We start from the raw sequence: 15,086 nt of genomic DNA, 5'->3' as shown, positions 1-15,086 counted from the left end.
TAATGGAGAAATCTAATCGGTATGTTATACCTGAGAGAAGAGTGAGGAGTTATCCAAGGGTTGTAAAAGGAAAACCTCAAAAATACCCAAGAAAAAGCCAGTCAATCTCTTAACTGACTGGCATTACGAACATATCGGGGTTTTTACTTAATTTTTTACGAGAAAGAATTAAGCATTTTCACGAGCAATTGCACGGTAACCAATATCTTTACGGTATTGAACACCATCAAACGTTACTTTTTGGCAAAGTTCTAAAGCTTTGGCTTGCGCTTCACCAATGGTATTACCCAGTGCAGTGACACAAAGAACACGACCACCCGCAGTGACAATTTCACCTTTTTCATTGGCTTTTGTACCTGCATGGAAGACTTTCGCATCAGTCATTTCAGTATCTAAACCTGAAATCACATCGCCATTACTAGAAGTTTCAGGATAGCCTTTAGATGCCAGTACGATCCCGACAGTTTTACGCTCATCCCATTCAGCTTCTGCAGGTAAATTACCTTCAAGACCTGCTTGGACTAAATCAACCAAAGATGATTTTAAACGCATCATGATTGGTTGAGTTTCTGGATCGCCAAAACGACAGTTGAACTCAATCACTTTTGGTTGGCCTTTGTCGTCAATCATCAAGCCTGCGTATAAGAAACCTGTGTATACGTGACCATCTTTTTTCATGCCTTCAACAGTCGGACGCATCACTTCATTCATGGCTTTTTCGAATACGTCAGCAGTCACAACAGGAGCAGGAGAGTATGCTCCCATACCGCCAGTGTTCGGACCTTGGTCGCCTTCAAAAATACGCTTATGGTCTTGTGAGGTCGCCATTGGCAGGATGTTGTCGCCATCAATCATACAAATGAAAGAAGCTTCTTCACCAGCAAGGAATTCTTCAATCACTACACGAGAACCCGCATCACCAAATTTGTTGCCTGCCAGCATGTCATCAATCGCATCAAATGCTTCCTGATTAGTCATGGCAACAATTACGCCTTTACCGGCAGCAAGACCGTCAGCCTTGATCACGATTGGTGCGCCATTTTTCTCAACAAATGCTTTTGCTGCGTCTACTTCAGTAAATACATCGTAGAAAGCTGTTGGAATGTTATGGCGTTTTAAGAAATGTTTAGCGAACGCTTTAGAGCCTTCAAGCTGTGCAGCAAATTGAGTTGGACCCCAAACTTTCACACCTGCTTCGCGGCAAGCATCAACCACACCATTCACAAGCGGTGCTTCAGGACCGACAATAATCATTTCAACTGCATTATTTTTTGCAAAATCAATAATGGCAGGATTGTCGAGAATGTCCAAAGCGACATTTTCACATTTATTTTCAGTTGCGGTGCCTGCATTGCCCGGTGCAACAAATACTTTTGCCACTTGATCGTCTTGTGCGATTTTCCATGCAAGTGCATGTTCACGGCCGCCACTACCTAAAACTAAAATGTTCATCTTTAGAAAATTCCCTCGAAAATGAAATTCCACAAACCCAATGAGGTTTAAAAATCTTTTAACATCTTATAGCAAGATATTAAATAATCTACTGATGTAACAAACCCTCCTTACGAAAAGGAGGGTTTGGAATTTAATACTTAAAAATTAGTGGCGGAAATGACGCATGCCAGTAAATACCATTGCAATACCAGCTTCGTCAGCTGCAGCAATTGTTTCTTCGTCACGCATTGAACCACCTGGTTGGATAATGCATTTAATGCCAGCTTTAGCCGCATTATCGATACCATCACGGAATGGGAAGAATGCATCAGATGCCATAACTGCACCTTCAACCACGAGTCCTGCATGTTCAGCCTTGATTGCAGCAATACGAGCAGAGTTTACACGGCTCATTTGGCCAGCGCCCACACCGATAGTTTGACGGTTTTTCGCATAAACAATCGCGTTAGACTTCACGTATTTTGCAACTTTCCAAGCGAAGATCATGTCATCGATTTCTTGTTCAGTTGGAGCACGTTTAGTCACAACTTTCAAGTCATCTTTAGTGATCATGCCCAAGTCTTGATCTTGAACCAGTAAACCACCGTTTACACGTTTGTAGTCAAGTTGTGGAGCACGTTCGTTAATCGCTGGAAGTTCGCCACATACCAGTACGCGTACATTTTTCTTCGCGCCAGTTACTTTAAGTACGCCTTCAGCGATGCTAGGAGCAATGATCACTTCAACGAATTGACGATCCACAATTGCTTGCGCAGTTGCAACGTCTAATTCACGGTTGAATGCAATGATGCCACCGAATGCAGATTCAGGGTCGGTTGCATAAGCAAGATCATAAGCTGCTTTGATGCCATCTAGAGAAACTGCAACACCACATGGGTTCGCATGTTTTACGATCACACAAGCAGGTTTCGCAAATGATTTCACACATTCAAGTGCAGCATCAGTATCCGCGATGTTGTTATAAGAAAGTTCTTTACCTTGTAGCTGCTTAGCAGTCGCAACAGAAGCTTCTTTCGCAGCAGGATCTACATAGAAAGCAGCAGACTGATGCGGGTTTTCACCGTAACGTAAGTCTTGAGCTTTGTTTAATTGAGTATTGAAAGTACGCGCAAATTTGTCTGCCTGACCTTCTTCTTTACCTACGCGAGCGCCTAAGTAAGATGCGATCATACCGTCATATTGAGCAGTATGTTCGAATGCTTTAACCGCAAGGTCAAAACGGGTTGCATAAGATAAAGCACCATCAGCTTTAAGCTCAGCAATTACAGTTGCATAGTCAGCAGCGTTTACCACGATACCCACAGATGCGTGGTTTTTTGCAGCAGCACGAACCATTGTTGGACCACCGATGTCGATGTTTTCAATCGCATCAGCCAGTGAACAGTTTGGTTTCGCTACAGTTGCAGCAAATGGATACAGGTTAACAACGACAAGATCGATCGCATCGATGTTGTGTTCAGCCATCACAGCTTCGTCTAGACCACGACGAGCCAGGATGCCACCATGAATTTTCGGATGTAGCGTTTTTACACGGCCGTCCATCATCTCTGGGAAACCAGTGTGCTCCGAAACTTCTACTACAGCGACATTATTGTCTTTCAACAATTTGTATGTACCACCTGTAGATAAAATTTCTACCCCAAGAGCAGCAAGGTCTTGTGCAAATTCCACAATACCGGTTTTATCGGAAACAGAGATTAAAGCGCGTTTAATAGTCATGATCTTCGTCACAGTTACCAAGGAACAGATTAAATCTAAATAGCTAATTAACAGTCAAAAAAAATGCCTGCGGTAGCCGCAAGCATTTTACCATTTATTCACTCATTAAACCGTGAGCTTTTAACTTTTTACGTAAAGTACCGCGGTTTAGTCCGAGAATCTCGGCAGCGCGTGTCTGATTACCACGCGTATATTCTAGAACGACAGATAATAAAGGCTTCTCCATTTCTGCCAGCACCATGTCGTACACCTGAGAAGGTTGCTCGCCTTGCAGTTGTGCAAAGTAGTGGCGAACTGCGCGATCTACGTGAATACGAAGAGCGACATCAGATTGTGCAGTAAAAATAGGAGATTTGCTATTCATGCGAATTAATCCGAAAAATCAAATATCACTTGGGTAAAGCGATATATAAAAGTGGTCTAGAAATTGAAATGAACTCCATTTTAGATCCTAAAACTGGAGTTCTAAAACTTGGTCATTACATTGAGCTTGTAGCTTGCCACATCTCGACGATTTGGTCGAAAAATAAGCGTAACAATAGTTAAAGTTTTGTTACTGACCAAAATCAAAACAAAAAAATCTGCTCGATACGCAATAAGTTTTATAGCGCATTAGGCAAGACTGTATTTGTTGTGAAAAAGTAGCGAGGAGTTTGCAGCACATAGCTTTCGTGGCGCGTATAATACCATTGTCTCGGGAAAAGTGAGCAAGAAAACTGCATTTTTTTTAACTTTTTTTTCGTTTTTTAATAGTTTTTATCAATATTAAGGTCGAATTATTTCCAAACTGTAATTATCGAAGTCTTTACGGTCGACAGGAAGCACAAATTCAAATTTAAATGGGCTGTTTTGGGGAATACGTTGAATCTTAACCAGGCTTTCGATCAGGTATTCCTGAGGTTTTAAATTATAAGTCGCCAAGACTACACCCTGATCTTTAAGGTGAACTCTTAAGTTTGGCATTTCCAGACTGCGCTTGTGGAAATTGATTAGCTCACCACTAAACTGGGTTTTATCTGTGGCAATCGCTTTGGCTTTGACCTTATTGGTATTGATCAGATTGTAATGTTCTTCCAGATTGGAACAGTTGAACACTTCACAGATATTGTTAAAAGCCACACTCATCACATGACTATTCTTAATATAGTGTGGATTGAACCAGAAGAATTGAAATAAAAGTAAGCCAAATAAGAACAGGTTTAGGCTGGTCCAGCCTAAATAATAAAGCGGGCCTTTATTGTGCTGTTTATCAGCCTGATCATCCCAGTTCATGCTAGGCAGTACTGCAATCGGTTCAGTACTGAAATAATTCAGGTTGTTCAGATAGGTCTTCAGATCAATATTTGAGTTTTCAACTTTTTCATCAAAAATGTTCAGTAAATAGTGCTGATCTGAAGAATTAGCTGAAGAAGTAGATTTGGTGAGGTTTCTATTAATATAAGAAACATGACTTGGCGTATGGGTAAGGGCGACCGAATTCTGTGCTTCGGTCACCAGATGCGATAAAGCATTAAAGGTCGTACTACATTTTGGGCAGCAAACCATGCCTTGGGCAATGGTTAATTGCGCAACCGTAACTTTATAGGTTGTAGAGCAGGTCGGGCAGTGGGTTCGCTTGTCACTCATAAATGTTTATAGACTCTTTAATTCTTATGGCGTTTCCCCGAGATACGGCACCAGTGTTCATCGCGTTTTTCTACTTCTAATATATCAAAATGTTTTGAGTAAATGCTAGTAACATCAGCAACTTGCTCTTCGATAACACCTGCGAGTGCGAACTCTGCCTCAGGTTTGACCAATTCTGCGAACTCAGGCTCAAGCATCATGAGTGGGCCAGCCAGAATATTGGCAACAAACACATCTGCTTTCTGCTCGCCAAGCTCTGTGTTGAACTCTTCCGGTAAACCAACATAAAGTCGATCCAATACGCCATTCAGTTCAGCATTCTGTTTGGTGGCTAAAACAGCTTGTGGGTCAATATCAGTTGCATAGGCATATTTGGCACCGAGTAACAGGGCCGCGACAGCCAGAATACCTGAACCACAGCCATAATCGATCACGATCTTGTCTTTTACATCGGTTTTGCCTAGCCATTGCAGGCAAAGGAAAGTAGATGCATGGTTACCTGTACCAAAAGCCAAACCTGGATCAAGCTTGATATTCACTGCATCTGCTTCAGGCGCTTCCATCCACTCTGGAACAATCCAGAATTTTTCAGAAATCTGGATTGGCTCATATGCATCCATCCAGGTACGTTCCCAAGCTTGATCTTCCAGGAATTCATGGCGGATCGGTGCTTCAGGTAGTTGTGCGCGAATAAAGGTTTCCAATGCAGCTACATCGATTTCTTCTTCGTCATCTTCCTGAGCATAGATGCCAGTCACGATCACTTTATTCCAGAGCGGTGTTTCTCCTGGAAGTGGTTCCAGTAAATCCTGGTTTTCAGCATCATCCAGAGTGACACTTACGGCGCCCAGTGAGCTAAGTAATGTTTCAGTAAAATCTACCTGAGCTTGATCAACTGTAATATGAATTTGTAACCACTTCACAGAAATAACCTTTATACATTTTTTCAAAAAGCTATTGTAACGGAAGTTCGGCTTGAAGGTGTGATCTTCTTGAGACGGAGTCAAATAAAAAGGATGCTTTCGCACCCTTTTTATGAAAACCGGTTAAAACGCATTTTCCTGAGTGGGAGAGATCGTAGGGTGTGCAGCTACTGGAGCAAAGCGATTCAGCAATAGTCCAAAAATAGCCGCGAAAATATACATAAAAATTGAATATACCGCTGCAGGCATGGCAACTGCAGTACTGGACATGACAGTAAGTGCAATAGTCATGGCAAGCGTACTGTTATGAATACCGATCTCGAAGGCACTGGCACGTGCCTGAGCGGAATTGATATTCATCAGTCGTGGAACAAAATAGCCAATTATTAAGCTGAAGAGACAGAACAGGGCGGTTGCTAAACCCACCTGAGTCAGATATTCGGCAATATTAGCGCGTTCACTATAAATTGCTCCGGCGATAATCAGTACTAGAAAGAGGACTGCAAAAATGCGAAGAGGCTTATTCAGCTTTACAGTGAGTGCTGGGGCATAATGACGAATCAACATACCAATCGCGACTGGTATAATAATGATACCAAACACTTGCAGAATCTTTCCGAACTGCAAGCTGATCTGCTGACTGTCCTGCATAAAATGCATGATCGAGAAATTCATGATTAAAGGCAAGGTAAATGCAGCAACCACCGAATTGATCGCAGTCAAGGTAATATTGAGGGCTAGATCGCCTTTAAACAGATAGCTGAACAGATTTGCGGTACTGCCACCTGGCGATGCGGCCAGCAACATCAGACCAACAGCTAGTAAAGGTGGTAAAGTCAGAACTTTACATAGAATGAAAGCAATGCTTACCAGTAGAATTAATTGACAAAACAAGGCAACCAGCACTGCTTTAGGGTGCTGGCTTACCCGGGCAAAATCTTTGAGCGTGAGTTCGAGTCCTAATCCCACCATGATGATGGCGAGTGCGAGGGGGAGGAATATTGTTATGATGCCAGAGTCCATCTGCATGCTCCTTATAGAAATTTATTTTAATAGTTTTAAATTTTCTATAAAAAGCATACAGCTTAAGCAGGCATTTGACTTAGGAAGTTACAAATCTGATAAACGACTCTTGCCACTATAGCTAAGCTTTTGCTGACTAATCATAAAACCAAAAATACCGGCAAAAACGTACATGACAATTGAATAAATACCCGCAGGGATGGCAATGGTGACATTATTGAGGACAGAAATCGCAATCGTCATTGATACAGTTGTGTTGTGAATGCCGACTTCAAAGGTACAGGCGCGTGCCATCTTGTCTGGGATATCCATTAATAAAGGCAGGCAATAACCGAGAAACAGGCTGGAAAAACATAATATGGAAGTAGCAATCCCGATACTGGCAAAATATTCGATGATGTTAAAGCGCTCTTGGAAAATGGCATAAATCAAGAGCATGCTTAAAAAAGCGATAGATAGAAACCGCATTGGCATATGTACAATATCTGAAAGCTTTGGAAATTTTGCCCGAATCAGCATGCCGATCACAACCGGAATAATTGTAATCAGAAAAACCTGAGCCATTTTTTCAAGCGGTAAGCCGATGCCGGTATCCTGTCCTATAAAATAGTACAGGGACAGGTTCATAATAAAAGGTAAGGTGAAAATAGAAATAATCGTATTGATGGCGGTTAACGTGATATTAAGCGCCACATCACCTTTATAAAGATAGCTCAGCAGATTGGCAGTGGCACCTCCTGGAGAGGCAGCTAGCAGCATCATGCCTACAGCAAGCAATGGTGGCAGATCCAGTACCAGACAGATTAAAAAGGTTAAACCGGTTAAAATGACCAGTTGTGAGAATAAGACAATAAAAATCACCTTGGGATAACGACTAACATGCAGAAAATCCTTGACTGTTAACTGTAGTCCTAACCCCATCATCGTAATTGCCAAAGTAATCGGCAAAAACAAACTAAAAAACCCCGAATCCATGAAGTTTCCTTTTTATTATTCATTTTTTAGGTATGTTTTGAGTTTAGCGTAGATGAATAAATAAGCAATATAAAAACGGGTAAAATTTATGCATTTTACCCGTTAAGTTTCTGATTAAAAATATATTTAATCAGCTATATAGTGATTTACATCCCTGATTGAGATGGGGTTTGAGGCTGAGTTTGCATTTGTGACTGTGGACGTGGAGGGGTAAAGCCTAATGCACATTTACCATTGACCTGAGTGCCATTAATGGTTGCTGAAGTTTTGCCGCCTGAACTACAAGATGTATAAAGTTCAGGTTCATCGCCTTTGATATTGGTTGATGATGAAGGGAAGAACTGTTGCTGACAGGTACCATTCCAGATAATGCCGCGGTAAGCAAAACTTACAGGAGCGCCCTCTGATTTACCTTTACAAACTTGCTGGTATTTTTGGGCATTATAAACCTTCTCGACTTTATCATTTGCTGAGGCTGCAAATGGAGCGAAACATAGACCGCAGAGCGCTGTTGCTAGGAAAATATTCTTATTCATCATGTATACCTTTGTTTGTAATGTGACCACTTTATAGATTAAAAACTAATCAATATTAAACAATATGAGTCGGGTAACTTTTTGAGTTTAGATGTTTAATTTATATAGTAAGTATGCAAAGTTTAATTACATTGCTTTATTGGCTGGCAGAGTAAATTCCGAAGGATAAATTCAAGTGATTTTGTCAACTTTGGAAGGAAGTTTGCTATAATGTTCAGCTATCCTTTTTCTATCTCTCTATTTACCACTATGCACTATCCTAAAGTATACGATGTCATTGTTATCGGTGGCGGTCACGCAGGTACGGAAGCAGCACTGGCTGCAGCACGTATGGGTCGACAGACATTACTCTTAACTCATAACATTGAGACTTTAGGGCAGATGAGCTGTAACCCGGCCATTGGCGGGATCGGTAAATCACATTTAGTGCGTGAAATTGATGCCTTGGGCGGTGCGATGGCGCTGGCTGCCGATAAAGGCGGTATTCAATTCCGTATTCTGAATTCACGTAAAGGTGCAGCAGTACGTGCAACTCGTGCGCAGGCTGACCGTGTTCGTTATAAAGCAGCGATTCGTGAGACTTTAGAAAATCAAGCGAATCTGGATATCTTTCAGCAAGCAGCAGATGACCTGATTGTTGAAGGCGATACTGTTAAAGGTGTCGTGACCCAAATGGGTATTCGCTTTGATGCGAAAACTGTGGTGCTAACTGCAGGTACATTCTTAGGTGGTGTGATTCACATTGGCTTAAACAATGCTTCAGGCGGTCGTGCTGGCGATCCTCCTTCAATTTCATTGGCACATCGTTTACGTGAGTTAAACTTACCTGTAGGTCGTTTAAAAACAGGTACACCGCCACGTATTGATGCACGTTCAGTCGACTTCTCTGTCATGACACCGCAGCCGGGTGATTTCCCGTCTCCAACCATGTCATTTATGGGTGATGTGTCTATGCACCCTGAACAGGTGAATTGCTACATCACTCATACCAATGAACGTACTCATGAGATCATTCGTGGCGGTTTAGACCGTTCACCGATGTACACTGGTGTGATTGAAGGTGTAGGTCCACGCTATTGCCCATCGATTGAAGATAAGATTCATAAATTTGCTGATAAAGATTCACACCAAGTATTCCTTGAGCCTGAAGGCCTGGATACACATGAGCTTTATCCAAACGGTATTTCAACTTCTTTACCATTTGATGTTCAGTTTGAATTGGTGCGTTCAATCCGTGGTATGGAGAATGCACACATTCTTCGTCCGGGTTATGCAATTGAATACGATTATTTCAACCCTCAAGCGTTGAAGTTCACTTTGGAAACCAAAGCGATCAATAACCTGTACTTTGCTGGTCAGATTAACGGTACAACCGGTTATGAAGAAGCGGGTGCTCAAGGCTTGCTTGCAGGCTTGAACGCAGCACGTCGCGCTTGGGATCAGGAACAATGGACACCGAAACGTGATGAAGCGTACATGGGTGTACTTGTGGATGACTTGATCACACTAGGTACTAAAGAACCGTACCGTATGTTTACTTCACGTGCGGAATACCGTTTGATGTTACGTGAAGACAATGCGGATCAACGTTTAACACCAATCGGTCGTGAAATGGGTCTGGTAGATGACGAACGTTGGGCAGCTTACTGTGAAAAAATGGAAGCTGTAGAGAAAGAAACAGGTCGTCTGCAACACCTTTGGGCTGCACCAAACAATCCAATGGGTAAAAAATTCGTAGAAATGACGGGTGCGGATCTTTCTAAAGAATGTTCTGCAATTGATTTGTTAAAACGTCCAAACATCACCTTTGCTCAAATTGCAGAGCTCACAGGTTCTGAAGTTTCACCACAAGTGGGTGATCAAATTGAGATTGCGGTGAAATACGAAGGTTATATCAACCGTCAGCATCAAGACGTTGCACAAATGAAACGTTTAGAGGAAACCAAGATTCCTGCTGATTTTGACTATGATGTTGTTTCAGGTCTTTCTCGCGAAATTACCTTGAAGCTGAAAGATATTCGTCCTGAAACACTTGCTCAGGCAAGCCGTATTCCAGGTGTAACACCAGCAGCCGTTCAATTGGTGATGATCACCATTCGTAAGAATGCTCAAGCTAAAAAATCTGCTTAAGATTTTGAATTAAAGAAGCCCGTGTAATGCGGGCTTTTTTATTTTTAAAGATTATGATCACTTTTGATAATGATTTGATAGTAATTATTTATCAATAAATAAATTATTGATTTTTAAATTTATTTTAATAATAAAAATTGAAATATTAAATATAGATATTGTTTTTTTGTCTTAATCCTTCTTTTAAGGCAATTATTGCAAGCCCAATTCCGACCATTGTAGTGGTATATCTTTTCTGGTTACAGGCAGACAATTCCTCTGCAAGCTCAGTCAAACAATAGGCAAGCTGTTTACTGCTGGAGAGGAAGCATGGCATCAACACAACAAAATAAATTACAAAAGTTTTTAATCATATTTTTATGTTTTTGGGTGGCATTTTTCGAGGGCTTTGATTTGCAAGCACCGGGTATTGCTGCAAAAGGAATTGCTGAAACATTTAGCCTTGGTCAAGTTGAAATGGGTTATGTTTTTAGCCTTGGTGTATTCGGTATGTTATTTGGTGCGTTCTTTGGAGGACGTATTGCAGATTACTTGGGGCAAAAGAAAGTACTGATGCTTTCAATCTCAATCTTTGGTGCATTCATGGCATTAACTGCTGTAGCAACAAGTATTGAGGTACTCTATATTGCACGCTTTCTCACGGGTTTAGGTTTGGGGGCTGCAATGCCAACAATGATTTCAGTTGTAGGTGATGAAGCGACTGAAGCTAATCGTGGTAAATTAAACAGTTTGATGTATTGCGGTTTACCTGTAGGGGCTATTTTTGTTGCTGGCTTAGCCATTTTCTTTAAAGATATTTCTTGGCATACCTTGTTCTTGATTGGTGGTTTAGCACCGTTGTTATTACTTCCATTTATGGCATTTATCTTAAAAGAAAAAGTACAAACCCATACTGAAAAACAAATCGTTCCACCAATGGTAGAGGTTTTGTTTAAAACTGAACAATATAAACGTACCATTCCACTGTGGGTAGGTTTCTTCTTTACCTTGATGATTAACTACATTCTGATCAGTTGGTTGCCGAACTTATTGATGGAACAAGGTCTATCAAAACCACAAGCATTCAGTATTATGCTGATCTTCCAGGTGGGGGCATTGGTAGGTACGCTTGGTTTAGGCTTTATGCTGGATCGTTTGAAACTTTGGCAAATGGCAGCGATTATCTATGTCGGTTTAGCACTTGCATTGATCCTGTTGTTTACGAGTAAAGTCATTCCATTACTTATTTTTGCTGGCTTGATGGGTGGGATTTTCTCAACAGGTGGTCAGTCGATTCTTTACGGCATTTCGCCAATTTTCTACTCAGGCACAGGTAAAGTAACAGGTGTGGGTAGTGCAATTTCATTAGGTCGCCTAGGTGCAATGACTGGGCCATTATTGTCAGGAAAAATCTTGGCACTCGGTTTAGGGACTGCAGGTGTATTGATGGCAAGTTTGCCAGCAGTGGTGATTTCAGCTGTGGCGGTCACTGCATTGTCAAAATACAAATCTAAAATTAAATAAATTTTAGAAAATACAAAAAGGCAGCTTATTTGAGGCTGCCTTTTTTATAGCGGTGACTTATGGATTCGCATAGCTTTTGATAAAATTGCGCCAAATAAAATTTGATTAAGATTATGGCGTACCAACTCATTGAACTCGACATCCAAGCCACCGATAATATTGCCTGCCCTCATTGCCATCAAGAGATTATTAACTGGCAAGAAGAACAGTATATTCAACCCTGTGAACATACCTTATTTATTGCCATGGATATCGGTTTTGAATACATCACCGATGAATTTGAGCAAACCATGCAAAAAACGGTTGATGAGCTGCATGCCAATGATGACATCGTCAATATGTTCGAAGAAATCACCACAAGTACTTATCCGAATTATCTGATTTTAAAATCGGATCTAGGCGCGGCAGGTTATTCGCGTTATATCGGTTTAACAGTGTAAGAATCTCATTACTATATATAAGCAATAAAAAAGCACCCAAGGGTGCTTTTTTAATTTCAGGCTTGGCCTTCGACTTCTTCGACTTCATCATCCTCCGCACTGTCCATGCCGAGCTCTTTCAGCTTACGGGTGAGGGTATTACGTCCCCAACCTAAAAGCTCTGCAGCATGACGCTTACGACCACGAGTTTGTTGTAGTGCAGCATTAATGAGTGTGCGTTCAAACATTGGTGTAGCCACATCTAACAGCTTCATTTCGCCGTTTTTCAGTTTCTGGATTGCCCATTGACCCAGTAATTCATCCCAGTGATGCGGCGCAATCTGATTCGGGTTTGGAATTGGAGCACCCGGGTCTTGCTGCTGAATTGGAATCTGTTTTAATTCAGGTGGCAGATCTTCTGGATAAACTTCACGGCCTGTGATCATCACTGTGAGCCAGCGACAGGTATTTTCAAGCTGACGAACGTTCCCTTGCCAAGGCAGCTTCTGCATATATTCCTGAGTTTCAGGACGTAAGATTTTAGGATTTACACCCAGTTCTTTACCTGCACGCGCCAAGAAGTGCTGTGCCAGCATCGGAATATCTTCAGAGCGATGCGCCAGTTTAGGAATATGAATACGAATCACGTTTAGACGGTGATACAAGTCTTCGCGGAAGCGGCCGTCATGTACCAGTTTTTCCAAGTCCTGATGCGTTGCAGCCACAATACGTACATCAACTTTAACCGGAATGTGACCACCAACGCGATAGAATTCACCATCTGCAAGGACACGTAATAAACGCGTTTGTGTTTCAAAAGGCATGTCGCCAATTTCATCCAGGAACAGCGTACCGCCGTTGGCCTGTTCAAAACGGCCTTGACGTTGCGTATTTGCACCGGTAAAAGCACCTTTTTCATGACCAAATAATTCAGTCTCTATCAGGTCTTTTGGAATAGCCGCCATGTTCAGTGCAATAAACGGTTTATTGCTACGCGGTGAATGGCGGTGTAGGGCATGCGCTACCAGTTCTTTACCTGTACCGGATTCACCATTAATCAGCACGGTAATGTGTGATTGAGACAAACGACCAATGGCACGGAAGACTTCCTGCATGGCAGGCGATTCACCAATGATCTCAGTCGATTGAATGGTTGGTGCAGATTTGGCAGATTCTTGCTGCTGTAATTTGGTGATATGTAAAATCGCACGATTGACCAGTGCCAATGCTTCATCAATATCAAATGGTTTTGGCAGGTATTCAAAAGCACCTGTTTGATAACTGGATACAGCAGATTCCAGATCCGAATGCGCCGTCATAATAATAACCGGCAAATCAGGATTGGTATTTTTCACCTTGCCTAAAAAGGTCAGACCATCAATACCTGGCATACGGATATCGGTTAGGATCACATCAGGTGCATCTACGCCCAACTGATCAAGTGCTGACTGGGCTTCTTCAAAACTAGTAACGTCGAAACCTTCTTCTTTAAATGTTTTTTCTAGTACCCAACGCATGGCACGATCGTCATCAATCACCCATATTTTATTTCGCGACATGATCTGACTCCCAAGGTAAAAATAAGCTAAATACGGTTTTTCCTGGAACTGACTGGCATTCAATCATTCCGTTATGTTGATGCATAATATTTTGAGCAATGCTGAGACCTAGTCCGGTACCTTTGGCACGGCTGGTCACCAGTGGATAGAACACGGCTTCGATAATATCGTCTGGAACACCAGGGCCATTATCTTCAATGTCGATTCGAACCACAGATCGGTGAATCACACCACTAATGGTATAAAGCCGCTGAATTCGGGTTCTTAAAATAAGTTCCGGTTGATGCTCGACAAAGAAATCCTTGTTTTCTGTCATCGCCTGAACGGCATTTACGCAGATATTTAGCATGACCTGAATGAGCTGATCGCGATCTGCCAGAACTTCCGGCAGGGACAGATCATAGTCCCGAGTAATTTTTATTTTCTTTTTAGTCTGATTCACAATCAGTGAGCGGACGCGTTCTAATGGTTCATGTACATTGACCATTTCATAGCTTGGTAACTGGCGTGAACCGAGCATGCTATCTGCCAGATTTCTCAGGCGATCCACTTCACTAATAATAATGTCAGTGAACTCTTTATATTTTGGATCTTCAAGACTACGTGCCAGAAGCTGGGTTGCACCACGAATGCCACCGAGTGGATTCTTGATCTCATGTGCCACGCCACGAATCAACTGACGCGCGACCTGGTGCTGCTGAATATAGTTTTCTTCACGTGAGATTTTCAGCATACGGTCACGCTGATTCAGCTCGATCAGTAATAAAGGGTGATTTGGCTTGCCCGCATTGAGCAGGGAAACCGTATAGTCCACATGAATGTCTTTAAAGTTGACGATGATCGTCGCCTCACGGCGAGTATAAGGTTGGCCAGTATGCAGTGTGTTATAGAGAGATTCTTCAGTATTGAATTCATCTGTTGGCGCTTGCAGGATATTTAAGACCGGCGTGCCTGATGCGCGTAACAGGCTGACATCAAACATGGCCTCGCAGGCTGTATTTAAGTAATAAATATTCAGATGACTATCAACCAGCATAATGGCAGTGGTCAGGTTGTCCACCAAAAGGCGATAGTCGATGGAAAGAGGCTGATCCATTAGCGGTGGTTTTCCTGTATTAAAATGGCGCAATGGCATCTTCATAAAGCAAAATAACAATTTCAAAGTTCAGATTTGAGGCAAATTAAGCAAGATGCACGCCAACTTTAGAACTCTTGTTA

Annotated in this window: 13 protein-coding genes; 3 read left to right on the top strand and 10 right to left on the bottom strand. The window is 41.9% G+C overall.

All coding sequences use genetic code 11. The features are described 5' to 3' along the window. Positions 1-168 precede the first annotated feature (168 nt). From purD to FTU01_RS10460, 8 genes are all read right to left on the bottom strand, one after another. Positions 169-1,452, bottom strand: a complete 1,284-nt coding sequence (gene purD, locus FTU01_RS10495; RefSeq protein WP_180139045.1) for a phosphoribosylamine--glycine ligase — start codon at positions 1,450-1,452, stop codon at positions 169-171. A gap of 147 nt (positions 1,453-1,599) precedes the next feature. After that, complete coding sequence (gene purH / locus FTU01_RS10490; protein ID WP_180139043.1) at positions 1,600-3,174, bottom strand: bifunctional phosphoribosylaminoimidazolecarboxamide formyltransferase/IMP cyclohydrolase; 1,575 nt, start codon at positions 3,172-3,174, stop codon at positions 1,600-1,602. Between the two features lie 94 nt (positions 3,175-3,268). Next, positions 3,269-3,538: a DNA-binding transcriptional regulator Fis gene (gene fis / locus FTU01_RS10485; RefSeq protein WP_001086304.1), complete on the bottom strand. Its 270-nt coding sequence runs from the start codon at positions 3,536-3,538 to the stop codon at positions 3,269-3,271. A 401-nt stretch (positions 3,539-3,939) separates the two neighbouring features. Then, on the bottom strand, positions 3,940-4,800 hold the full coding sequence (locus FTU01_RS10480; RefSeq protein ID WP_125278348.1) for a DUF3426 domain-containing protein: 861 nt from the start codon (positions 4,798-4,800) through the stop codon (positions 3,940-3,942). Positions 4,801-4,817: 17 nt separating this feature from the next. Further along, the gene (gene prmA / locus FTU01_RS10475) at positions 4,818-5,723 is read right to left on the bottom strand and encodes a 50S ribosomal protein L11 methyltransferase (protein WP_166136562.1); all 906 of its coding nucleotides are present in this window, start codon (positions 5,721-5,723) and stop codon (positions 4,818-4,820) included. 123 nt (positions 5,724-5,846) lie between these two features. Continuing rightward, the gene (locus FTU01_RS10470) at positions 5,847-6,746 is read right to left on the bottom strand and encodes a bile acid:sodium symporter family protein (RefSeq protein WP_180139041.1); all 900 of its coding nucleotides are present in this window, start codon (positions 6,744-6,746) and stop codon (positions 5,847-5,849) included. A gap of 87 nt (positions 6,747-6,833) precedes the next feature. Further along, positions 6,834-7,721, bottom strand: coding sequence for a bile acid:sodium symporter family protein (locus FTU01_RS10465; RefSeq protein WP_179992304.1), 888 nt, complete (start codon positions 7,719-7,721; stop codon positions 6,834-6,836). Between the two features lie 146 nt (positions 7,722-7,867). Then, positions 7,868-8,257 (bottom strand): hypothetical protein, encoded by a 390-nt coding sequence (locus tag FTU01_RS10460; protein ID WP_051065385.1) that lies wholly within the window; start codon positions 8,255-8,257, stop codon positions 7,868-7,870. A 249-nt stretch (positions 8,258-8,506) separates the two neighbouring features. On the opposite strand from FTU01_RS10460, the gene mnmG reads away from it, so the two are divergent. The 3 genes from mnmG to FTU01_RS10445 all read left to right on the top strand — a co-directional run bounded on the left by mnmG (position 8,507) and on the right by FTU01_RS10445 (position 12,330). Continuing rightward, the gene (gene mnmG, locus FTU01_RS10455) at positions 8,507-10,387 is read left to right on the top strand and encodes a tRNA uridine-5-carboxymethylaminomethyl(34) synthesis enzyme MnmG (protein ID WP_159122801.1); all 1,881 of its coding nucleotides are present in this window, start codon (positions 8,507-8,509) and stop codon (positions 10,385-10,387) included. Positions 10,388-10,696: 309 nt separating this feature from the next. Then, positions 10,697-11,890 carry a 3-(3-hydroxy-phenyl)propionate transporter MhpT gene (gene mhpT / locus FTU01_RS10450; RefSeq protein WP_180139039.1) on the top strand — a complete coding sequence of 398 codons (1,194 nt, stop codon included), beginning with the start codon at positions 10,697-10,699 and terminating at the stop codon, positions 11,888-11,890. 113 nt (positions 11,891-12,003) lie between these two features. Continuing rightward, a complete protein-coding gene (locus FTU01_RS10445) occupies positions 12,004-12,330 on the top strand; it encodes a hypothetical protein (protein WP_180139037.1) in 327 nt (108 codons plus the stop codon). A gap of 56 nt (positions 12,331-12,386) precedes the next feature. On the opposite strand, the gene glnG is transcribed toward FTU01_RS10445, so the two are convergent. Together glnG and glnL are read right to left on the bottom strand one after the other, a co-directional pair. Further along, positions 12,387-13,868, bottom strand: a complete 1,482-nt coding sequence (gene glnG, locus FTU01_RS10440; RefSeq protein WP_034702648.1) for a nitrogen regulation protein NR(I) — start codon at positions 13,866-13,868, stop codon at positions 12,387-12,389. After that, positions 13,855-14,964 carry a nitrogen regulation protein NR(II) gene (gene glnL, locus FTU01_RS10435; RefSeq protein WP_125278343.1) on the bottom strand — a complete coding sequence of 370 codons (1,110 nt, stop codon included), beginning with the start codon at positions 14,962-14,964 and terminating at the stop codon, positions 13,855-13,857. Before glnL ends, glnG begins: the two co-directional genes overlap by 14 nt. Positions 14,965-15,086: the final 122 nt, after the last annotated feature.

This window comes from Acinetobacter sp. YH12043, assembly GCF_013419915.1.
Lineage (GTDB): Bacteria > Pseudomonadota > Gammaproteobacteria > Pseudomonadales > Moraxellaceae > Acinetobacter.
This window is presented reverse-complemented; position numbering and strand designations above follow the sequence as displayed.